At 55.3% G+C, this 20,121-nt stretch carries 24 protein-coding genes and 1 rRNA gene; 7 read left to right on the top strand and 18 right to left on the bottom strand.

What is annotated here, in order from left to right; all coding sequences use genetic code 11:
- The first annotated feature begins 9 nt into the window (after nucleotides 1–9).
- The 5 genes from ACZ5GQ_RS01085 to ACZ5GQ_RS01065 all read left to right on the top strand — a co-directional run bounded on the left by ACZ5GQ_RS01085 (nucleotide 10) and on the right by ACZ5GQ_RS01065 (nucleotide 4,602).
- A complete protein-coding gene (locus ACZ5GQ_RS01085; RefSeq protein ID WP_498857331.1) occupies nucleotides 10–1,257 on the top strand; it encodes an MgtC/SapB family protein in 1,248 nt (415 codons plus the stop codon).
- A gap of 152 nt (nucleotides 1,258–1,409) precedes the next feature.
- The gene (gene radA, locus ACZ5GQ_RS01080; RefSeq protein ID WP_498856823.1) at nucleotides 1,410–2,390 is read left to right on the top strand and encodes a DNA repair and recombination protein RadA; all 981 of its coding nucleotides are present in this window, start codon (nucleotides 1,410–1,412) and stop codon (nucleotides 2,388–2,390) included.
- A 4-nt stretch (nucleotides 2,391–2,394) separates the two neighbouring features.
- Nucleotides 2,395–3,039, top strand: coding sequence for a hypothetical protein (locus ACZ5GQ_RS01075; protein ID WP_498856822.1), 645 nt, complete (start codon nucleotides 2,395–2,397; stop codon nucleotides 3,037–3,039).
- Between the two features lie 134 nt (nucleotides 3,040–3,173).
- Nucleotides 3,174–3,578, top strand: coding sequence for an HIT family protein (locus tag ACZ5GQ_RS01070; RefSeq protein ID WP_498856821.1), 405 nt, complete (start codon nucleotides 3,174–3,176; stop codon nucleotides 3,576–3,578).
- Nucleotides 3,556–4,602, top strand: a complete 1,047-nt coding sequence (locus ACZ5GQ_RS01065) for a DHH family phosphoesterase (RefSeq protein ID WP_498856820.1) — start codon at nucleotides 3,556–3,558, stop codon at nucleotides 4,600–4,602. The genes ACZ5GQ_RS01070 and ACZ5GQ_RS01065 overlap by 23 nt, the downstream gene beginning before the upstream one ends.
- 13 nt (nucleotides 4,603–4,615) lie before the next feature.
- Here the strand turns inward: ACZ5GQ_RS01065 and ACZ5GQ_RS01060 are convergent, their stop codons facing one another.
- The 9 genes from ACZ5GQ_RS01060 to ACZ5GQ_RS01020 all read right to left on the bottom strand — a co-directional run bounded on the left by ACZ5GQ_RS01060 (nucleotide 4,616) and on the right by ACZ5GQ_RS01020 (nucleotide 10,709).
- Nucleotides 4,616–5,029 (bottom strand): hypothetical protein, encoded by a 414-nt coding sequence (locus ACZ5GQ_RS01060; RefSeq protein ID WP_498856819.1) that lies wholly within the window; start codon nucleotides 5,027–5,029, stop codon nucleotides 4,616–4,618.
- A gap of 75 nt (nucleotides 5,030–5,104) precedes the next feature.
- Nucleotides 5,105–6,064 (bottom strand): ABC transporter ATP-binding protein, encoded by a 960-nt coding sequence (locus ACZ5GQ_RS01055; protein WP_498856818.1) that lies wholly within the window; start codon nucleotides 6,062–6,064, stop codon nucleotides 5,105–5,107.
- 79 nt (nucleotides 6,065–6,143) lie between these two features.
- Nucleotides 6,144–7,085: an ABC transporter ATP-binding protein gene (locus ACZ5GQ_RS01050; protein WP_498856817.1), complete on the bottom strand. Its 942-nt coding sequence runs from the start codon at nucleotides 7,083–7,085 to the stop codon at nucleotides 6,144–6,146.
- A gap of 92 nt (nucleotides 7,086–7,177) precedes the next feature.
- Nucleotides 7,178–7,299, bottom strand: a 5S ribosomal RNA gene (gene rrf / locus ACZ5GQ_RS01045).
- Between the two features lie 126 nt (nucleotides 7,300–7,425).
- Entirely contained in the window at nucleotides 7,426–8,493 is a 1,068-nt protein-coding gene (locus ACZ5GQ_RS01040) for a tRNA (guanine-N1)-methyltransferase (protein WP_498856816.1), read from the bottom strand.
- A gap of 2 nt (nucleotides 8,494–8,495) precedes the next feature.
- Complete coding sequence (rnhB, locus tag ACZ5GQ_RS01035; protein WP_498856815.1) at nucleotides 8,496–9,167, bottom strand: ribonuclease HII; 672 nt, start codon at nucleotides 9,165–9,167, stop codon at nucleotides 8,496–8,498.
- A gap of 42 nt (nucleotides 9,168–9,209) precedes the next feature.
- Entirely contained in the window at nucleotides 9,210–9,659 is a 450-nt protein-coding gene (locus ACZ5GQ_RS01030) for a metal-sulfur cluster assembly factor (RefSeq protein WP_498856814.1), read from the bottom strand.
- Nucleotides 9,660–9,718: 59 nt separating this feature from the next.
- Complete coding sequence (locus tag ACZ5GQ_RS01025) at nucleotides 9,719–9,913, bottom strand: hypothetical protein (RefSeq protein ID WP_498856813.1); 195 nt, start codon at nucleotides 9,911–9,913, stop codon at nucleotides 9,719–9,721.
- Nucleotides 9,894–10,709, bottom strand: a complete 816-nt coding sequence (locus ACZ5GQ_RS01020) for a nicotinamide mononucleotide deamidase-related protein (protein WP_498856812.1) — start codon at nucleotides 10,707–10,709, stop codon at nucleotides 9,894–9,896. Before ACZ5GQ_RS01020 ends, ACZ5GQ_RS01025 begins: the two co-directional genes overlap by 20 nt.
- A 119-nt stretch (nucleotides 10,710–10,828) precedes the next feature.
- Here ACZ5GQ_RS01020 and ACZ5GQ_RS01015 point away from each other — a divergent pair, with 119 nt between their 5' ends.
- Nucleotides 10,829–11,080: a hypothetical protein gene (locus ACZ5GQ_RS01015; RefSeq protein ID WP_498856811.1), complete on the top strand. Its 252-nt coding sequence runs from the start codon at nucleotides 10,829–10,831 to the stop codon at nucleotides 11,078–11,080.
- On the opposite strand, the gene ACZ5GQ_RS01010 is transcribed toward ACZ5GQ_RS01015, so the two are convergent.
- Nucleotides 11,052–11,723 carry a V-type ATP synthase subunit D gene (locus ACZ5GQ_RS01010; protein ID WP_498856810.1) on the bottom strand — a complete coding sequence of 224 codons (672 nt, stop codon included), beginning with the start codon at nucleotides 11,721–11,723 and terminating at the stop codon, nucleotides 11,052–11,054. The two genes, ACZ5GQ_RS01015 and ACZ5GQ_RS01010, sit on opposite strands and share 29 nt — an antisense overlap.
- 79 nt (nucleotides 11,724–11,802) lie before the next feature.
- Between ACZ5GQ_RS01010 and ACZ5GQ_RS01005 the strand changes: the two genes are divergently transcribed.
- The gene (locus tag ACZ5GQ_RS01005; protein WP_498856809.1) at nucleotides 11,803–12,882 is read left to right on the top strand and encodes a pelota family protein; all 1,080 of its coding nucleotides are present in this window, start codon (nucleotides 11,803–11,805) and stop codon (nucleotides 12,880–12,882) included.
- Here ACZ5GQ_RS01005 and ACZ5GQ_RS01000 read toward each other — a convergent pair.
- The 8 genes from ACZ5GQ_RS01000 to ACZ5GQ_RS00965 form a co-directional block, all read right to left on the bottom strand.
- Nucleotides 12,863–13,657 (bottom strand): FIG domain-containing protein, encoded by a 795-nt coding sequence (locus tag ACZ5GQ_RS01000; protein WP_498856808.1) that lies wholly within the window; start codon nucleotides 13,655–13,657, stop codon nucleotides 12,863–12,865. The two genes, ACZ5GQ_RS01005 and ACZ5GQ_RS01000, sit on opposite strands and share 20 nt — an antisense overlap.
- A 60-nt stretch (nucleotides 13,658–13,717) precedes the next feature.
- A complete protein-coding gene (locus ACZ5GQ_RS00995) occupies nucleotides 13,718–14,818 on the bottom strand; it encodes an MFS transporter (RefSeq protein ID WP_498856807.1) in 1,101 nt (366 codons plus the stop codon).
- A 7-nt stretch (nucleotides 14,819–14,825) separates the two neighbouring features.
- Nucleotides 14,826–15,872, bottom strand: coding sequence for a glycosyltransferase family 4 protein (locus ACZ5GQ_RS00990; protein WP_498856806.1), 1,047 nt, complete (start codon nucleotides 15,870–15,872; stop codon nucleotides 14,826–14,828).
- Nucleotides 15,873–15,877: 5 nt separating this feature from the next.
- Nucleotides 15,878–17,149 (bottom strand): NAD-dependent epimerase/dehydratase family protein, encoded by a 1,272-nt coding sequence (locus tag ACZ5GQ_RS00985; RefSeq protein WP_498856805.1) that lies wholly within the window; start codon nucleotides 17,147–17,149, stop codon nucleotides 15,878–15,880.
- Between the two features lie 86 nt (nucleotides 17,150–17,235).
- A complete protein-coding gene (locus tag ACZ5GQ_RS00980) occupies nucleotides 17,236–17,520 on the bottom strand; it encodes a winged helix-turn-helix domain-containing protein (protein WP_498856804.1) in 285 nt (94 codons plus the stop codon).
- The gene (locus ACZ5GQ_RS00975) at nucleotides 17,517–18,158 is read right to left on the bottom strand and encodes a hypothetical protein (RefSeq protein WP_498856803.1); all 642 of its coding nucleotides are present in this window, start codon (nucleotides 18,156–18,158) and stop codon (nucleotides 17,517–17,519) included. The genes ACZ5GQ_RS00980 and ACZ5GQ_RS00975 overlap by 4 nt, the downstream gene beginning before the upstream one ends.
- A gap of 74 nt (nucleotides 18,159–18,232) precedes the next feature.
- A complete protein-coding gene (locus tag ACZ5GQ_RS00970; RefSeq protein ID WP_498856802.1) occupies nucleotides 18,233–19,051 on the bottom strand; it encodes a carbohydrate kinase family protein in 819 nt (272 codons plus the stop codon).
- Entirely contained in the window at nucleotides 19,048–20,100 is a 1,053-nt protein-coding gene (locus tag ACZ5GQ_RS00965; protein ID WP_498856801.1) for a potassium channel family protein, read from the bottom strand. Before ACZ5GQ_RS00965 ends, ACZ5GQ_RS00970 begins: the two co-directional genes overlap by 4 nt.
- Nucleotides 20,101–20,121 lie beyond the last annotated feature (21 nt).

Genomic DNA, 20,121 nt, shown 5'->3' with positions numbered 1-20,121 from the left:
TAGGTGGCTATGGCTTACTCACAGCTGGAGCCCCTGCTAATGTCTGTAGCGGTGGGAGCAATAGTAGGCCTGGTAAACGAGTACAGAAAGATAACGGGCTCAAGGATATTCCTGGGGCTGAGGACCTCCATATTCACTTCAATGTTGGGTTACGTGTTCGCGCTGCTTTATGAGAAGGCGGGCTACCTGCTCCTGGGCGTCGCCTTCATTTCAATTACGGTGATCGCGGCCACCATATATGTGGAGAGGGCCAGGGTCACGAGAAGCCTTGGGGCGACCACTTATGTCAGCATGTTCCTTGTGTTCGCCTCAGGGGTCCTGGTAGGTATGGGCATGTACCTTCAGGGCACCGTAATATCGGTGCTTGTGGCGGCGCTCAGCTTCTATAAGACCCAGCTCCTTAACGCGATATCAAGGATTAGACGTGAGGAGCTGCTGGCGCTCCTGAACCTCCTGGTGATATCAATTGTTATACTTCCGCTGCTGCCAGACAAGTTCGTAGGACCCCTTGGCATCTTCAACCCATACGAGTTCTGGCTGACCGTGGTGGTAGTTGCCATAATATTCTTCGCCCAGTACGTGACCCTGAGGGTCTCCAGGAGGGGGCTCCTAGCGTTTACGATAATAGGCGGCCTCATATCAAGCACTACCGTGACCCTTAGCCTTATACAGTTGAGCAATGAGAAGCAGGAGGCATCAAGGTCTCTTGCCCTAAACACGCTGCTCTCTAACGTGCCTCTCGCCCTCATACAGGTACTGGCAGCGATATACTTCACAACCTACTCGGCGCAGCTTGCGGCCATAGTAGCCATCCCAACCACGCTCATAGCCTTAGCCTTAGCTCTCCTGGGCGTGATCAAATCCAAGGAGCTGAGCCCGACCAACATAGAGCCCCCCTCAACCCCGCTCCCAGTACTGAGGATAGTAGAGTTCGCCGTGCTCCTCTTTATAATAACCTCTGTTGCTAAAGCTATAGGGGTCCTCTTCCCAAGCCTGCTGCCTCTGACCATATTTGTAAGCGCCCTCGGGAACGCCCTTGGGGCTATAATAGCCGTTGGAATCCTTTTCAACCGTTCTATAATAACCTTAAAGGCTGCGGCCCAGCTTGCAATGCTTTCACTGACGGCTGGGGTGATAGAGAAGGCCTTCCTCTCGTTACTATCGTCAAGCTGGAGCTACAGGAAGCTGGTGATAGTTGGCTCAGCGGCGCTGGGAGCATTCACGGTAGCCCTGATGTACATGCTTGGCGTCGCATAAAGGCCCTCCGGCAGCCCAAGGCCTCCTCCGCCCTGGGGTAAGCTACATCAGAGTATTACCAAGGCTTCCCTATATAATAGTTTCAAGTGACGTGGCAACCTTACTTGGAAATATAGGGCTTAGTTTCTAGAGAAGTACCGAGGAGACCGAAAGTGTCAGAGGCTAACGCGAGCCAGACAGTTAAGAAGCCTAAGGACATAACGGAGTTGCCCGGTGTGGGGCCCACCACGGCCGAGAAGCTCGTAGAGAGCGGGTACGCCACCATAGAGGCCATAGCTGTGGCGACTCCACAGGAGATAGCGCAGGCCACGGGAATACCGCTGCAGACAGCCCAGAAGATAGTGGAGTCTGCGAGGCAGGCGCTGGACATACACTTCAAGACGGCCCTGGAGCTTAAGAAGGAGAGAATGAGCGTAAGGAAGATAACAACTGGCAGCAAGGCACTTGACGACCTCCTAGGCGGCGGCATAGAGACTAAGCAGATAACCGAGTTCTTCGGGGAGTTTGGCACAGGTAAGACTCAGATATGCCATCAGCTCTCCGTAAACGTTCAGCTGCCTGAGGACAAGGGAGGCCTCAACGGGAAGGCTGTCTACATAGACACTGAAGGTACTTTCAGGTGGGAGAGAATAGAGCAGATGGCCAGGGGTCTCGGCCTCGACCCTGACAAGGTTATGGATAACATCTACTGGATAAGGGCCATAAACAGTCACCACCAGATGGCTATAGTTGACCAGCTGTTTGACATGCTAGATAAGGACACTATTAGACTAGTAGTGGTCGACTCGCTGACGAGCCACTTCAGGGCCGAGTTCCCAGGGAGGGAGAACCTGGCCGCAAGGCAGCAGCTGCTTAACAGGCACCTGCACCAGCTCATGAGGCTTGCAGAGGTATATGATGTAGCGGTAGTGGTCACAAACCAGGTAATGGCTAGGCCCGACGTGTTCTACGGGGATCCCACGGCTGCCGTTGGAGGCAACGTGGTAGCTCACGCGCCCGGCATAAGGGTTCAGCTGAAGAAGAGCAGGAACAACAAGAGGATAGCCAGAATAGTTGACGCGCCTCACCTGCCGGAGGGCGAGACAGTATTTGCAATAACGGAGTACGGCATACGCGACGCCGAGGAGGAGTGACCTTTTGGAGTGGCTTCCCCTCTCGCTCCTGCCATGGGCGCTGGCGGCTATAGTATCCACGCCCCCTGCCGTGCTTGACTTCCTGTACAGGTCCGTGCCTGAGCACCTGTGGTACTTAGGAGGCAAGGTTGTGGCGGTAGTGTCGTTCCTGATATACCTTAAGATTTACCCTTTCAGGCTTCTGTTGTTATTTTACCTTGAGTCTCTGATAGCGCCTGCGGCGGTAGGGGTATCGACGGTGACGGGCTTCATGGGCGCTGGCGACCTCTGGGCCTCCCTGGCTATTTCTTTGATGCTACCGGCGCCTCCTCCAGGAAGCCTCATGCCCCCCTCGCTGCTGGTGATACTCCTGGCGGCGGTCATAGAGCTTATATCGAGGCCCCTGGTCACGGCGGTCACGGCGGCGAGGCTGGGCTTAAGGGCGAGGGGCCTTAGCGTGTTGATGCCATGCGACATGGCCTCCAGGATCAGGTGGTGGTTCCCGAAGGGCTCCTCGGCCGTTAAGGAGGTGCCCTCAGAGGCCATATCAAGGGCGTGTCAGGAGGGAAGTGAAGTCCGCCTGCAGATCGGAATGCCATTCGTTACATTCATTTTAATTGCCCTGCCCCTGGCTCTAGTCCTGGAGCTTACGTTGTTCAGGGTGCCTTAGATGGATTGGCCTAAGTCGTGGTATAACATACTGTGGGCCCCCTGGAGAATGACGTACATCTCAACCATAGCCGGAAGGTCAGAGGGGTGCTTCCTCTGCGAAGCCCCAAGGAACCCGGATGAGAGGATGCCCTGGTGCTCTTCAAGGGTAAGTACTCATTCATAATACTTAACAAGTATCCTTACAACACGGGTCACCTGATGATAGCCCCCTACAGGCACGTGGCTTCAATTGAGGACCTCACGGAGGAGGAGATGAGGGAGATAGGCCTTTTACTTAAAGCCTCGGTCGAAGCCCTCAGGGCTGTCTATAGGCCTGAGGGGTTTAACATAGGCATAAACATAGGGGACGTGGCGGGTGCCGGGGTGCCAGGGCACATACACGTTCACGTGGTGCCCAGGTGGAAGGGGGATGCTAACTATATAACAGTGGTCGGAGGTACCAAGGTAATCTCGCAGACCTTGGAGGACACCTATGACAGGCTTAGACCTGAGGTGCAGAGGGCGGCGATGAAATATGGAGTTACAGCCAAGGACTGACAGAAGGGTAATTATAATAACCCACAACGACCTGGACGGCGCGGCTGCCGCCGCCTCCTACCTCAGGATAATAGGAGTTAAGCCACAGGACGCCGTGATAATGTTCGCCGAGCCCTACAACATTGACCAAGTCATAGACCGCCTGACGCCCTACCTTGAGCCGCACACTACCATGGTGTTTATGGACATAGGCTTCAACTCGCAGTCAACCCCCAGGGCCATAGACAGGCTTAGGTCCGCCGCCGTCAAAGACCTTGAGGTCGAGTGGTACGATCACCACGTATGGGCCGAGGAGGACGTTAACGCTGTGCAGAAGCTGGGTGCGAGGCTTTTCGTTGACAGGAGCACGTGCGGCGCCGGGGTAGTAATAAGGTACGCCTCCAAGCTTTACGGAGTTGAGGTCGACGACTTCATGAACAGGCTTGAGAGGGCTGTGTGCGCCGCGGACCTGTGGAGGTGGGATGACCCCCTAGCCCCCAAGCTCTTCAGGGCCTCAACTTCACCTCCCGACACCCGTAATGGTCAGTGGAAGGAAAAGCTTGTGGAGAAGTTCTTCAACGGCATCCTCTGGGACGATGAGCTTCAGGCTAGGCTCGAGAGCTACCTGAAGGAGGAGCTGGCCAACTCATCAAATGAGCTCAAGGACAGCTACTCCGTTGGCAGCGACGGGTGCGTCATAGCGTCCGTGGTGAGGAGCTCGGACCTGCCGTCGGATAGCATACTCGGCTCGATGCTCGTCTCCAGGGCCCACGCGAACGCCGCTGCGCTGATAAAGAGAAAGAGCTTCAGGAGGGTCTCGCTTTCGCTGAGGAGCAGGGGAGGCGCTAACGTACAGGTAATTGCAAGGCAGCTCGGGGGCGGCGGCCACCCAAGGGCCTCAGGGGCCTCCATGAGCCTGCCCCTTCATGTAGCGCTGCTAGGCTTGATAAGCAGAAAATACCTAGCTAAATACGTGTCGCAAAGGCTCTTAGAAATTGCCATAGCAACTGAGGCATGCAAGGGAAGTGGTGTGATAAGCGGCTGAGCAGCCTATGTAATCACTGCTGAGGGGAGCCCTCCTTCTTCTCCTCCGCGGCTGGCTGCGCCTGCTGTCCCTGCGCGGCCTGCGCTTCCTGAGCCCCGCCTGCGGCTGCTGGGGCGGCTGGCTGCGCTGCCTGTGATGGCTGCGCCTGCTGGGCCTTAGCCTTCTCCTCCTTAGCCTTCTTTCTCTCCTCGGCCCTCCTCTTCTTGGCCTCCGCTATCTCCTGGTCTATGTCAACCACCTTCTTGCAGTTAAGCTTTGAGAGCACGTCATTGAGCTGCGAGGGGTCAACCTTGTAGGTGTATAGGTACCTCTTGGTCCTCACCTTTATCTTCGCCTTGCCATCCCTTGTCACCCTCTTAACCCTGCACTCTACGGCCTTCTGGGCTACCTTAACGAGGTCGTCAACGCTTAACAGCTCTACTGGCACATTGCCTCACCAGCGGCTCTGTACAAGGAATGGTTATAAAAGCTCTCCTCCGCACGGCGGGCCTAGATAACGCTGTTACTTCGCTACCAACGTTTTAGTCCCCGCGACGCCGCCCTTCTCGGAGAGCTCAAGTATCCTCATTATGGGAACCATGCTCTGACCTAGCACGCAGAGGCCCCAGAGGGCGTTAACAAGTGGCGGAAACACGTTATAGAGCGCGTAAATTATGCCTGTGAGGTCTCCGATGCTGAGTTTCCCTGACCTGACCTGTTGAACACCAACAAACGCCATTAACGCTGGGAGGCCATATCCATAGATTAGCGAGAGGGACCAGAACACCCTGTCATAATGTACCTGCTTTATCATGCCGTGCTGCCACCTAGTAATAGAGCCCAGGACCTCGCCCTCCGGCGACTCACCCCTTAGGAGGTCCTCAATCTTGTGTATCATATCGCTATAGTACTTCCTCTCCACGCTTCTGGCCCCCTCTACCCCAGCAAGGTAGGGCTCCAGTATTGCGAGGGAGAGGGGCATGACAGCCACCGTGAGCATGCCTATAAATGGCGACAGCTCCCACACGGTGACCGCCGCAGTGGCTGCTGTAAGCAGGTTAGGGACGAAGGTGGTGTACATGCCTCCTACGTTCCACATGACGAAGTCGACGTCATTTGCAACCCTTCCTACTATATCCGAGGGGTCACCAGACCTCCTGAGGTCGTTTACTAGCCTCAGCTTTATCTCAGAGATCCCCCTGACTATCGAGACCCAGAAGGGCCTGTAGAGCCACTCCGTGGCCCCATAGATGACTGCAGCCATCACCATCATGAGCAGGGCCCTTCTAAGCCCAAGGCCGTCATTCCTCTGAAGGTAATTCACAAGGTTTGTTATTGACAGCGGCACGAGGTAGCCCGAGGCGTAGGCCCTGAGGGCGAAGGCTGCTAGCGCTGCAGCAAAGCCTATGTTTATCTCTCGCCTCATAAGGTAGGTTCTGTAAAACTTGACTGTGAGGGACAGCATCTTAGCGCTTCTCAGCAAGTTTACGGCCCCTTCTCAATGAACCGTGAGAGTTTAAAAGACAGCAAGTTAGTAAGTGGACTAACTAGTTAAGGCATGGCTATTCTTCAAAAGTCTTAAACTTGAGTATGTTAAATCTGACCCTTTCGCCTTCCTTCAGCCTCTGGCTGGAGTAGCCTCTAATTTCGTAGTCTCCAAGCTCTATGTGAACTAGGTACTTGCCCATTATGAACTCTACTGTGTCAACTACACCTTCATAGGGGCCCTGGCCTATAATTACATCATCAGCTCTAACGCCTATAGTCCCCTTGAGGCCTATCACGGAGCCATCAATTATTGCCATGGGCGGATCCCCGACAAAGGCGGCCACGTACTTATTTGCAGGATCGTAATAGAGCTCCTCTGGCGTGCCAACCTGAAGTATTCTCCCCTCCATCATTATTGCCATCCTGTCAGCCTCGGCCATGGCCTCTATCTGGTCGTGCGTGACGTATATGGTTGTTATCCTCTCCCTCCTCTGCAGGTCCTTTATGAACCTCCTCGCGGATATCCTCTGCGGCGCATCTATGTTGCTCAGGGGCTCATCAAGGAGGAGGACCTTAGGTCTTTTGACCAGCGCCCTGGCCAGGGCGACCCTCTGCTGCTGTCCCCCGGACAGCTGTGAGGGGTAGCGGTCGAGGAGGTCCCTTATGCCAAGCTCCTCAGCCATATCAATAGTGCGCTTGCGGGCGTCGGGCTCGCCCTCTATTGGCATCATTATGTTCTCTAGGACTGTCTTATGGGGGTAAAGCACGTAGTTCTGGAAGAGCATAGAGACCGATCTTTTGCCTGGGGGCAGGTCCGTGACGTCGACGTTGTCTATGTATATTTTCCCTGCGTCGACCTTCTCAAGGCCTGCTATGCACCTGAGCAGGGTAGTCTTTCCTGAGCCAGAGTATCCCAATATCACAAAGAGTTCTCCATCGTGGACGTCAAGGTCTATGCCGTTCAGCACCCTATGCTTTCCGAAGCTCTTAACCAGGCCCCTTATTGAGAGCCCCAAGCAGCAGTACCCTGCCTTCTGTGAGTCCTTAACTTTAATTCCTTATCACGCGTCAGGCCTGGCCTTAGTTTAAGCTAGGACCTTCAGAAGCGCCGGCCCCGGCTTGGAGGGGGCTGCGAGGCCTTTCGGACCTCACTGCCCCCTCCAACGTGGCCTGCTTAACTTCCGGGTTCGAGATGAGTCCGGGTGTTGCCAGGCCACTATGGCCGGGCCGGCAGGCTTAGAGTTCCCAGGACGGGTAAATAAGTGTTTCCTTACTGTAACGCTCGCCTGAAAGCCTTTTAGCTAGTGCTAAGCTCTCGCGCCCTAAAGCTATAGAAATAGAAAATGTGATGCAATCCTAGTTGTTATTATTAATAACTTCTACGTGTGCGCGTCTGGCGGCTTCGAGGAACTCATCATATGTGAGGGGAAGCCATGACCTCAGCTGTTCATAGAAGTCGTTGTTGACTTTGTTTGTGCCCTTGTCGCTTGAGTACTTCACTATCTCCCTGTAGGCCCTTGCTATCCTGTCCTTCTTGCTCATCGTTGTTATTATGGCCTTCTCTATGTCACCTCCATAGAGGTAGCGACTCTTGAGGAGGACCTCTACTATCCTGTTTATTCTCTCGGGAACTCCAATCACAGAGCCCTTGAGCTCTATCCTCCTTGGAACCCCCCAGGGCACCAGGCTGTCGAGCATCCTGCTGAGGCCGGGCCTCGGTATCTTGTCCACTATGCCCCCTATCAGGAAGGCGTCAGCAGTCATCACGTCGTCTGGCTTGAGGGGCGTAGAGGCGTCAGGCCTTAATATTATAACCTTATCGGCGTCATAGCCCCAGAGGACCTCACTGGGCCTAGCATTAACTATGGCTACCTTGTTGACGCCCATTACTTCATTTATCCACTTAGCCGTCTCCTCGTCGGCCCCCGTTATCGACATGTGGGCGTCCCAGAGGTACTCCCTTATCACTGAGAGCGTGACGCTCAGCTGAAGCCTGAGCTTGGAGAGCTCCTCAGGCGTGTGCAGGAACTTCATGCTGAGGTCTATCACGAACAGGGGAAGCGGAGGCTGAGGCAAGTAGTCAAGGAGCGCCCTCCACGGAACGGTCTTCTCAGTAGGGGAGGGCTTCCTTACTATCACGGCGTCCGCGTTAACTTCACCCTTGCCGTACACTATTGACTTGTTTTTACCCTTCCATTCAGTCTCGTAAGCTTTCTTGCCCTTAAACGCCTCCTCGCCCAGGAAGTACTCCCTTATCAACATCTCAACAGCCGCGTACTGGAAGCCCAGCCTGTAGAGCCTGTCCCCCTCAAGCCACTCCCTAGAGCCAAGCACATCATAGCCATAGGCGTCCATAAGCTTAAGGAGGGCCCCAGAAGGCCTTGACTCTAGGCTTTGCTGAACTTTATCGCTCGTCTCCAGCACCCCTATACCATGAAGTCCTCAAGTGTCCTCCTAGGGCTTTTAGCTTTCCTAACAAAAGCGTTGGTGCCTCTCAAGGTGCCCCAGGAGTACCTTATTATTGGCGGCCTGGCCCCTGAGGAGAGCACTCTCTTGACCCAGCTCACGGTCAGCGGGTCCGAGGGGTAGCCGCTGCCCTCTACCCCATACATGGACCTGAGGACCTCTATCCTGCGGTCCCTTATTACCTTGGCAATTATGCTCGCGGCAGAGACAACGACATAGTTAGCGTCCGCCTTAGGCTCTACTACGAGCCTTCCCATGAAGCCAAGTCTCTTAAGCTCCTCCGGAAGGGTCTTGAGCTCGCCGAACTTATCTATGTAAATGGCCTTGACGAGCCCGGCCCCTAGCCTGCCGAGTAATATCTTTAACCCGTTGAGGGCGGCCCTTTCCTCAAGCCTGTTAACGTTCTCCCTGTCTATCTCGGCTGGCCTTATTGGGACTACTACAAACTCGCCGAGCCTGACTATAGACCTGTAGAGCCTTTCCCTTGAGTGAGGGGTTAGCTGCTTGCTGTCCCTTACGCCCATATCCTTGAGGAGGCCTAAGTTCTCCTCCTTGGTAGCGAAGCAGGCTAACATAAGCTCTCCAACTAGGCTTCCCCTTCCCGCCTCGTCGACGCCTATTACCCAGCTCACGACGCCCTGCCTACGCTAGCGGCAATGGTCCCGTGCGAAGCTTTATGCGTTGCCCTGCTGTGGGCTCTGCTCCTCGTTCATCTGCTGATACCTCTGCTTCCACTCCTCAACTACGTCATAGCCATATACTTCCTTGAGCAGCTCCCTGCCCTCCTCGCTGACCATGTCAGGGTTCCAGGGCGGATCAAAGGTCACGTCAATCTCTATGTCGTCTTCACTGATGCCAGGAATCCTGTCCATTATGGCCTGCTCGACGTAACCCAGTATTGAACCTGTCACCGGACAGCCGACGGCTGTCAGCGTCATAAGTATCCTGACCTTTGGCTTCCCGTTCTCCTTGGTCGCCTCTATCTCATAAACTAGGCCAAGGTTGAATATATCCACGGGTATCTCTGGGTCATAGACCTCTTTAAGCGCGTCCTCCACGAGCTTTATCAGCTCCGGATCGCCGCTTACCTTTAGCTTGGGCGGTCCTGCGCGGACCTCAGACAAGGCTACCTCCTTACACTAAGGTTGGCGGGAAAATTTATATAAAGCCGTTTAGACGCCCTTCAGCCCCCGCGGAGCACCTTGTCCCTGTAGAGCCAGAGTATTATAAGGTAGGAGAGCCATGGGGCCGCTAGCATTATGGCTGCGCCCAGGAAAAGGTAGGCCCTTCCGAGCCTAGGGCTCATGGCAACTAGGACCCCTCCTGCGGCCGCTATGGAAAAGGTTATCACTAACTTGTCACGAACAGCCTTCCTCACTAACCTTTCCGCCGAGCTTCTGCGCTCCAACTTTAACGGCCTCCAGGGCTGACATGGCCTTAGTTAGGGCCTCCTCCTTTGAGGCGCCTGAGGCCAGGACTTTTATCTCTAGGATAGGGTTCCCGACCTCTACTCCCTTCGGGTGACTCTTTACGTAGCAGCCCGGGTTCTTCCTCTCGGCCTCCTCAACGAATGGGGCCAGCGACGACTCGGGCACGCCGACTACCCTGAAGCCGCACTCGACCACCGAGAGCTGCGGAGCTATGGCCTTAAGCCTTGGCATTACCTCCTCCTCAAATATTGCCTCCATCTCCTTGGGCACGCCAGGAAGCGAAACTATTATAGTGCTGCCAAGGTCAAGCCATGAGCCAGGGGCAGTTCCTGCAGAGTTCCTCAGCGCCACGGCCCCCTCAGGCATGTAGGCCATCTTCTCCCTCTCCTTGGTCATCTGTAGGCCGCCCTGGCTGTACTTGGCTAAGACCATCTCGTAGGCATCCTTGTTAAGCACAAGCCTGCGGTTAGTCGCCAGGGCCACGGCCTCAAGGGTCCTGTCATCATACGTCGGTCCGAGCCCCCCAGTGGTTATGAGCAGCCTCACGCCCCTTGAGAGCGCTCTCCTTATTTCATCGCCTATCTCCTCAAGGTCGTCGGGAGTAACTATAATCCTCTCAACGCTGAACCCAAGGAAGGTCAGCCTTCTAGCAAGCCACGCAGCGTTGGTGTTCACTATCCTCCCTATTAGTATCTCGTTGCCTATGGTCAGCAGCCACGCCTTAGGGCCCTGCTGCAGGGCCACGTGCAAGCCCCCTACGCTAAAGTGGAGCCTGGGAGAAAACAGCGTTGCGCCTCAGGAAGTATTACTGTGCGCGATACCCTTAGTGAGCTAGCGGAGTAAGTAAGTAGCGGTGAGAAGGAGTGACCTTAGAGGCCCTGCAGTACGCTGTAAACTCCGTGTTTAGTCACTTTAGCGGGCTTCAGCTGAGCTCAGCGGGCAACGTGCTCGCCCTAGCTGGAGTCGTAATGCTGCTCGCCATAATAGTGATAGGAGGCGTGGTGCTCATAGCTAGGGGCATAAAAGCTATGGGGAACCTGACGCCGGGCAAGTTCCTGGCGGTGCTCATAGGCATTGCAGTGGTGTTCATAGTTGTTGGGGCGTTGGCGCCTTAGCTGCCTTGCTCTCCTCAACAGCCGTGAGCATTCTTTTAAGGTGCTTAAGCCTAACGAAGTCCTCCCTTTCCCTCTCGTCAAGCACCATTGATATGAACTTTATGGCCTTCTCATAGCTTGGTATTATAACATAGTCAAGCGAGTTAATGAGCCTCTGCGTCCTCTTCAGCTCCTCTATCAGCCTAGTTATGGTCTCCTCGTACTGCGCAAGCCTAAGTATTGCGGGAACCTCCTCCCTTAGCATGACGTAGCTCTCCACCAGGTCAGGCGAGGAGCCTGGAGGTATGGCGGGGCTTGCCACAGACGTCGGTATAAGCTGAAACACGGGGGCCTTAACTGTGAACATAACCGTAACCCCAGCCTTTATCCTGAGCGAGCTCTTAACGGAACTGGCGTAGGCCCACGTCCTCTGCAGGCCCTCCGAGGCCTCGCCCCTGTAGAACTCCGTGAACATCTCCTCGAGTCTGCTGTAGACCTCCTTCTGGTACCTGTTATAGTCCTCCGCGACGCTCCTTATGTAGTGAAGTAGTACGTCCCTCTTCTCCTCGAGTACCCTCCTAATTCTCCTTATAGTGGCGTACTCCCTTCGCAGCCTTATCAGGTTTATCTTGGTTGGCAGCGTGCTCCTGACGTCTATGGCCAAGCCTCAGGCCCCAGTAGCTAGCGGGCTATGCTAGACTTTAAGCGGTGCGGTCCACCTGAACTGGGAAAGGAAGTACGACATGGAGGTCAGGCTGCTAGACTCCAAGGCCAGGTACATAGAGGTGCTGCCCAGGAGCGAGGAGGACCTGTGGACGTTAGCTATGACTTTAAGGCAGGGCGACCTGATAAGGACCGTCGTTACCCGTGACGTGGGCGGGAGGGACGCTAAGAGCAAGGAGAGGAGGCCCATTGAGGTCCTGCTAAGGGTCGAGAGCGTTGAGTTTCAGCCTTTCACTGGAACCCTGAGGGTCTTCGGCGTCATCGAGGAGGGCCCAGACAGGTTCGGCGTCAAGGGCAAGCATCAGTCAGCCTACATTGGGCTCAACCAGTGGGTCACCCTCATAAGGGACGGGGGGTGGAGCCAGAGGATTATAGAGAAGCTAAGGGCTAGCGGGCCCAGGGGCAGGGCAATTATACTTGCAGTAGACTACGACAGCTACGCACTGGCCGTCCTGACCCCCGTGGGCCTCAGGATACTCTATGAGAACCCGCTCTCCCTGGGCTCCAAGGATGACCCAAGGAGAGAGGCAAACCTTGAGGAGGCCATAGATAGGATTGCAAACGAGCTCGTGGAGCAGGCCTCTAAAGAGAGTGCCAACGTAGTCGTAGTTGCAGGTCCAACGACCATGAAGGACGAGGTGGCATCCAAGGTGAGGCTGCTGGCCCGCGGCCTAAGGGTCGTGGAGGACACGGTGTCCTCTGGCGGCGTGGAGGGAATCTATGAAGTCATGAGAAGGCAGAGCGTGCTGGAGGCCCTTAATGAGATGAACAGCGTTAGGGCGGAGAGCATACTTGGCGAGTTCATGAGGCTTGTCTCGACAAACCCTGACCTTGTGGCCTACACCTTGCCTGAGGTGAGGCTAGCCGCAGAGCTGGGGGCCGTGAGGTCCCTAGTTATAGTGGACTCGCTTCTCTACTCCCTAAACGATAGCGAGAGGGAGGCTGCCCAGGAGGTTATTGAAAGCGTGGAGTCCCGGGGAGGCGAGGTAGTGGTGATAACCAAGGACTCCCCTGCCTCTGACACGGTAGCCTCTATGGGAGGCGTGATAGCTATTCTGAGGTATAAGGTGCCCAGGGAGCTCAGGGAGCCTCAGAAATAGCCCTGATGATATCTGCTGCCCTCTCCTTCCTGGCCACTATAACATCACCTACCGCCGACACTTTATCGATGTCCCCGCCAAGCTCGTTGCCTTTAGAGTCTAGCGTGGCGGCGCCGCACTCCCTGGCTATGCCGAGGGCTGCAGCCACGTCAACGTTCCTCAGCTTGCCCCTGAGGTCTATGAAGGCGAGCCCCCTGCCGAGACCTACCATGGCTATCTCCAGGGCTGAGCTGCCGAGGCTCCTGACCTTGAGCTTGGGTATGTAGTTGAAGAGCCTGGATATCCTGTAAGCCTCCTCGGGCCTCTCAACATAGACAAACACTATCTCGCTCTCAGAGGCCGGCGGCGCGACCCTCTCGTTGCCTTCAAAGCACCCCTCCCCTCTGCCAAATGATATGGTCTTGCCGAAACCTATGGGGGCCACCGCGCCGGCCACGGCGTCAGATAGGGACCTCGAGCCCGGCGGTATAACTGCTATGGAGACCGAGCACCATGGTATGCAGTTCTCATAGTTGAGGCTCCCGTCCAGGGGGTCTACTACGAAGGTGTAGTCCCCGTTCCCCATGACTCCGCTCTCCTCGCTCACCATTTTGAAGCTGAGCCCCTGGGCCCTGAGATCCTCGAATATGGCCTTCTCTGACTCAAGGTCAGCCCTTATGGTCTCTCCCTTGACCCTCTTTGTCGAGTCCGTGCACCACTCCTCCCTCAGCATCTTGGCTGCGCCCTCAGCAACCTTGACCACCAACGACCTGAGCTCCTCTACCTCCTTGCTCATCCTCTACCCCGTACGACCGTTTCGCCCGGCGATTTAAAGTGGAAGCACAGTTCATTAGGCTCAGAGGACTAGGGCCAGCGCCAGGGCAACTGCCGCAAGGGGCACCGAAACTACGTATATATGTTCTATAGCGCCTAACATGACCATAAGCGAGGCCACAAGGGGGGCAAGCACTTCCCCAGCGCCTGAGGAGAGAGCTATTACGTAGCTCGCCTTGATCTCGCTGTCCGGTGACGATTCAAACGACTCGTAGAGTGACACTGGATAAATAAGCGCGTGAGGCACGCCGAAGAGTATAATGCCAGCAGTCACAAATTCGATGACGTTAGTTGACAGCAGGGCAGTTGATATCGTGAGCGCCACCAACGCTGCTATCTCTGCTGCTTTTACGTTCCTGAGCCTGGTGGAGCCAAGCCTTATAGCCGCTGATATTACAAACATGGCCGTCAGGAGTCCAAAGGCCTGCCCAGTGCTCATGCCCAGCACCTTAATTGCATAGAGGGACCAGTAGGATAACACAAGCGGAAATATCGTGGAGTACAGGAAGTTCACGTAAAATGCCTTAGCGAACCTTCTCGTGGTGAAGAACCTCCTGAGGTCGCTAAGAGCGGGCAACCTTATGTGCACGTTAGCGTGTGACGGCAGAGGTGTCAAGAGCACGTGGAGGGCCGAGGCTATGGCTACAGCCCCAGCGGCAATGAAGACGAGCCCCAGCTCTGAAGACGGCATCAATGATGAGATGAGGGTGGCGGCGATAAGGCCAAGGGAGAGCCCTAAGGAGTAGCTGCCCAGCCCCTCCATGGGCCTTTCCCTTGACGAAAGCCTGTGCAACGATGGGGCCAGCGCAGAGCCTGCCATCCCGGATCCAAAGCCCGCAGCTATTATGCTTAGAACAGCAAGACTTGGACTTAAGGCTAAGGTTATGAGCCCCAAAGCCATGAGCGGGAGGCCCACAAGGCTGCTTGCCTTAGCCCTCTTAGCAAGGGTTGCCGCGAGGGAGCCAAAAGCTATGGATATCCACATGAGGATTACCATGTAAGAGATAAGAGGGGTCTTGATGCCAGAGATCGCGAGGAAGGCCACGGCTGTGGCCTGGAGGGATGCGGTGGCGAACCTTATGGAGGCCGCGGAAAGCACGAAGCCTAAGGACTCCCTCCTCAAGAGCACCTCAGCCTTCCGAGGCCTGCCTGTACACCTTAAGGAGGCTCTCTCCTATAACCTCTGGGTCGTGGTCCCTTCTGACTACCTCCTGTGCCCTCGCTGAGAGGCTTTCCCTGAGGTCCTGGTCGCTAACCAGCTTCTCTAGGGAGTCAGCAAGCATATCATAGTTGTCCTTCTCAACTACGAGGCCTGCCTCGCCTACAAGCTCAGGGAGGGCGCCTACGTTGGTCACTATCGGGATAGCCCCATATGCCATGGCCTCAAGCACTGTCAGGTTATAAGCCTCGGCCCTGCTCGGGGCCAGCACTACGTCCGTAGTTGGCATAATGACCTCATGTAAAGTACGGTCGTCAACCCTTTCAAAGGCCCTGATGCCTTTAAGTCCCACCTCGGTCAGCCTAGAGGCTCTGGGGCCTATAACTATTAGCCTCACGTTGCTAAAGTATCTGTGTATCCTTACGAACGCCTTAAGCGCCACGTCGAGCCCTTTCCTGATGGGGTCCCTGGCCACTATTAGCACGTTAACGGTGTCGTGAGGTCTTCTGCTCTTGACAGAGACAGGGGGAGGAATTACGTGAACCTTCGAGGCCGGCACCCCGTCCCTCAGGAAGCCCTCGTAAGCCCACTTGGACCATGTTATAACGGCCCTGCAGCTGCTGTCTACAAGCTTATCTATAAGGGTCCCAGTGATAGCCTCCTTGGCAACCTCTGGCACGTTAACGTATTCATCAAGGTACTGGCCAGGGCTCTCGTCGCTCTCGTGAACCCACGGCACCGCAGCGCGAGTGAGGTCTATGAAGAAGCTGTGAACAAGGTCAAAGCCCTCTCCCAGAGGTGCTCTTAGAGCCCTTGAAGCCTGTCTGACGAGCGACCTGAGGAGCTCCATGGGCGAAAGCTCGCTGTAATTGGTAGGCGCCTCATAAATCTTTGAGCGCTGCAGGATGAAGTACCTGACGCGTGGGGGTGGGTTGAGAAGCCTCAGCAGGGGCCCTCTCCTTAGCTTTCCAATCCTCTTGTCGTACTCGGAGAGCAGCAGTACCTTGAGCTCGTCCAACTGGGTCACCCAAAGCCGGCCAGCTTCAGTATCTCACTTACAGTAAGGGGTCTCTCAACCTCCTTGGGCAGGCTGAAGCCCTGCCTGTCGTAGATGTATGAGTCCTTCCACCTGGCGTACGGGTAGATTAGCTCCTTCATGGACTCAACTCTGGACCTGTATTTTATAACGTCCTCGAATATCTCCCTTATGACGTCCTTCATGTCCTTCTCCCTGCGGAACCCGAGCGAGGGGAGTACCCTATGCTCCACATCGTAGAAGTGCTCCTCCTTCTCAACTCTTGGGTCCTCTATTCTCTCGAAGTCGACATCTATGCCGTACTCCTTAGCGACCTCAGCCACCATCTGAGCCAGGGTCAGGGTGTCATAGATCATGTCAAGCTGGTTAACGGTCCTGTACTCGCCCTCCCTGGGCGGGTTCTCGAGAAGCAGCGTCATCGCGTTAATGCTATCGTAGAGTGACAGGAAGCCCCTGGTCTGCCTCCCCTTGCCGTAGATCAGGAGCTTCTTAAGGAGTACCGCCTGGACAACGTATTTATTTATCACGGTTCCCCAGGTGGAGTCAAAGTCAAGCCTAGTCTGAAGCTCCTCCGCTATGACAGTTTCGTGCGTCCTCGTCCCGAAGACCACTCCCTGCATTATGTCAGTCACCCTAAGGCCGTAGATGTCATTTGCCAGGAGCAGGTTGTATGTGTCAAAGATCTTACTGAGGTGGTAAAAGCTCTGGCCCATCCTTGGGAACAGGAACCTGTCCCTGCGGCCCTTGTACTCTATCTCTATGTCACCCTCTGTTATGGTTATGTTAGGGGTCCCGTACTCGCCCATGGAGCCCATCTTAAGCAGGTGGGCGTCAGGCGCGTGCCTTGCCAGGGAGAAGATTATGTTGAGGTTACCAACAACGTTGTTTACCTCTGTATAGACTGCGTGCCTCTGGTCTATCATACTGAAGGGGGCAGACCTCTGGTGGGCCAGGTGCACCACAGCTGAAGGCTTATACTTAGCTATCACTTCGTCAACTCTCTGGGGGTCCCTGACATCACCTGGCTCGAATATCAGGTTGTCCCTTCCTGTGTACTCTTTAAACGCCTTGAGTCTCTCGGCCATGGTAGCTATGGGAATTATGCTGTCAGAGTTAACCGACTTCACAAGCAGCCTGGTTGACATATTATCAAATATTACTACGTCGTCACTAGTTTTCATGGCAAGGTGCATTGCAAGGGGCCATCCGATGTAGCCGTCGCCCCCGAAAACTATTATTGGCCCCCTGAGCTGCGGCATGGCGTTTCATCACTTCTAGGGCGCCATTCTATCCAAATAAGCCGTTTGTACTCGGAGTACAGGGCCCTTTGCAGGTACTAGCACGTTTAAAGGGAGAGCCCGAAGCCCCTGAGGAAGTAGTCCATTTTCCTGAGCTCGCGGTAGAAGTTCAGGCCCTTCTCGGTCAGCACGAGGTAGTTGCCATCGCTGCCCCTTTCCTCTATTATAAGTCCCTTCTCCTCAAGCTCTGAGAGGTATATAATAAACCTGTCATAGGGGAGGTTAGCGCTTGAGAGCACGTGCGAGAACCTGGCCTTGCCGTTCTCATCGGCTATGCTTTTCAGCACGTCATAGTATATCTTAAGCTTACTTCTTGGTGGCGACCTGCTCAATACCTGCTCCACCTCAGCAGGAAAACTGCTAGCAGCACGAACGAGACGAACTGAACTAGCTCACCGTAGATGTAGAAGTAGGGGCTCCTGATGGCCGAAGAGTACAGCATTATTATATGTGACGCCAGCAGGAAGCCGAAGGAGAGCAGAATGAGCCTCGAGGCCCTGCTCCCTCCTCTGCTCTCAAGCAGGAGGCCCTCGAATATCACTATCGAGAGGAGGGTTATTGACATGACCTGGGACGAGTCGAACACAAGGTGACCTAAAAGGAAGTACTCCCTCAGCTCCCTTGGCGCGATTACTATGGCCTCTAGGGTTCCCCAGTAGGCGGCCTTGGTGTAGCCTATGGCAAACACCAGGTAGGCCACGTTCTGCAGAAGCAGGTATGAGACGCCCGCTAGGTAGGCCAGCCTGGCGTCCTCATATATGTTACCTATGCCTAGCCCTAATGACATGCTTAGCCAACCCTGTATTATAAGTCCAATGCCGAGGAGCAGGAACCCAAAGCTTATGTAGCTCAGGGGCGACGCCCTCACGGCTCTCTGGTACATAAAAGCTATGTAGCTAGTGATTAGCGCCACTATCCCGCTCAGCAGGCTCAGCATGCCGCCCAGCGTTATGAAGTCCTTAAGTAGCATCAGCTGCCTCCTGCTATGATTTGGACTGGAGGGTAAGTTTAAAAGTATAAAAAGGCCCAGGGAGCTGCCCAGGGCTAGTACTGGCCAAGTACCTTAGTCTTTGAGATCCCCCTCATTATCTCAAGGAAGTCCTCCTGCGACCTAAGGTAAGCCTCGTCAAGGGGCAAGCCCTGCACAAGGAACCTGTGCGATACCAGCGCAAGCATAACGTCCCCGGCCCCGGTCCTATCTTCAAGCAACTCGTTGCCCTGCGGCGATGGCACAGCAGTTACCTTGCCATTGACGTAGATCAGCGCCCCGCCGGGCCCTACGGTGTAGAGCACGTTGGGGAACCTACTCGCAAGGGATTCGGCCACGGACTCACACGCGTCATCGTTAGAGAGGTGAACCAGGGAAACGTGTTCAGGGCTCAGCTTTTCCCACCACCCGTCTCCTAAGCTCCTAGAGAAGCCCTGCACGTCAACGCTTACCCTCCTGCCGCTGAGCGCGCTAAGCCTCAGGAGCTCTGGAGGGACCTCGGAGTACACCGGAGATATGATTACAATGTCGGGATCGCACTCCTTAATGGCCGAGCTCAGGTCGTCCGCCCTTAGTGGCTCAGAGAAGCTTTCTATAGTTGACCTCCTGACGGGCGACCCGGGGTCGTAGTAGTGGGCGAAAACGTAACCCTCGCCGCGGCCCTCGCAGCAGAGCCTCCTTATGCCGAGGGACGACTCCAGCTTTACTGTGGGACTGACGAGGCGACCATAGGTTCCCAGCGCACACACTTCATATCCGAGGCTTTTGAGGGCGAAGCCAGCGTAGAGCGCGGGCCCGCCGGCCTGGAGCCTGACCACGCCGTTAGGAAGTCTCACCCTGTCTAACGTTGGGGAGGCTATTATGAGCGCCCTCAAGCGGACTCACCGCCAGCCGAGCATATCTTCCTTATTTCAGCGAACTTGGTCGGGTCCCCCAGGACCACGAGGCCGTCGCCCTCCTCAAGCTTGAAATCCATGGAGAAGTACGGGGTGAAGACCCCCTTGCGCTCCACCAGGACAGGTATTACCCCCTTAGGCAGCTCCCTCAGGGCCATGCCATCGCACTTGGAGCCCTTCTCAACCTTGAAGAAACCAATGCCGTAGCCCGCCTGGCGAAGCGCCTTGCTGCTGCCCTCAGTGGACTCGAGCAGCAGGCCTCCAAGGTTACTTGAAAGCGCCATGCCCGCCAGGGCTCTCCCTATGAATCTCCTGAGCCTCACAACCTGAGTAGCCCCAGAGTCAAGGAACACGTCCGTCAGGTCCTCGTTGTGTATCATTACCACGGTCCTGACCCTGGGGTTAAGTCTCTTCACCCTTATGAGGGCCGTGAGCGAGTCAGAGTCGCTGTCAAGGGCTATTATTACAACTGCCGCGGACTCTACGCCAGCGGCCCTCAGCTCCTTCTCGCTAGTTGGATTACCTATTATTACCCTGTGGTTCTGGAGGCTGGCCGCCAGCGACTCATTGTTTGTGACCATGATGTATTCAACTCCCATTCTGTCCAGCTCGGTTGCCACCTCAGGCACGTTGCCGAGCACCACAACGTGGTCCTTCACGTGCGAAGCCCTCCACCTGGCCCTGGCGTCAGTCCACACTGTCCTCTTAGTTATAGTTGAGACTATATTCATTACTATAGTAGTGTAGGTCGCCACAGAGGCCAGGACCAGCGCTGTGAGGAACAGCTTCTCAGAGTCCGGCATAGCATTTATTGGCGGGGTGTAGAGGCCTATGGTGGTCACCAGGCCTACGGACGCATATATTGCGGATACCAGGTCAATGTGCTGGAAGTATATGAAGACGTAGGCGGTTATAGCAATTATGACGGCGAGGGCCGCCATCTGCGGCATAAGCCTTGAGAGCACGGAGTACGGCGCTGAGAGTACTTCGAGCACCTCCAGCATCAGCTTGCTGCGAGTCCTTACCATTAAGCCCTTGGGCTCAGACTG

This window comes from Caldococcus noboribetus, from assembly GCF_055389385.1.
The sequence above is the reverse complement of the archived record's forward strand: the minus strand, read 5'-3'. Positions and strand labels throughout refer to the sequence as shown.

What these genes read in the sequence shown, in the direction of transcription:
- ACZ5GQ_RS00975 (WP_498856803.1), bottom strand. Translation starts at nt 18,158, where the DNA reads ATGCTACTTAAGGACTTCATAACGCTGGGCGGCATGCTGAGCCTGCTG.
- ACZ5GQ_RS01085 (WP_498857331.1), top strand. Translation starts at nt 10, where the DNA reads ATGGCTTACTCACAGCTGGAGCCCCTGCTAATGTCTGTAGCGGTGGGA.
- ACZ5GQ_RS01065 (WP_498856820.1), top strand. Translation starts at nt 3,556, where the DNA reads ATGGAGTTACAGCCAAGGACTGACAGAAGGGTAATTATAATAACCCAC.
- ACZ5GQ_RS01000 (WP_498856808.1), bottom strand. Translation starts at nt 13,657, where the DNA reads ATGAGCAAGGAGGTAGAGGAGCTCAGGTCGTTGGTGGTCAAGGTTGCT.
- ACZ5GQ_RS01005 (WP_498856809.1), top strand. Translation starts at nt 11,803, where the DNA reads ATGGAGGTCAGGCTGCTAGACTCCAAGGCCAGGTACATAGAGGTGCTG.
- ACZ5GQ_RS00965 (WP_498856801.1), bottom strand. Translation starts at nt 20,100, where the DNA reads ATGGTAAGGACTCGCAGCAAGCTGATGCTGGAGGTGCTCGAAGTACTC.
- ACZ5GQ_RS00985 (WP_498856805.1), bottom strand. Translation starts at nt 17,149, where the DNA reads ATGCCGCAGCTCAGGGGGCCAATAATAGTTTTCGGGGGCGACGGCTAC.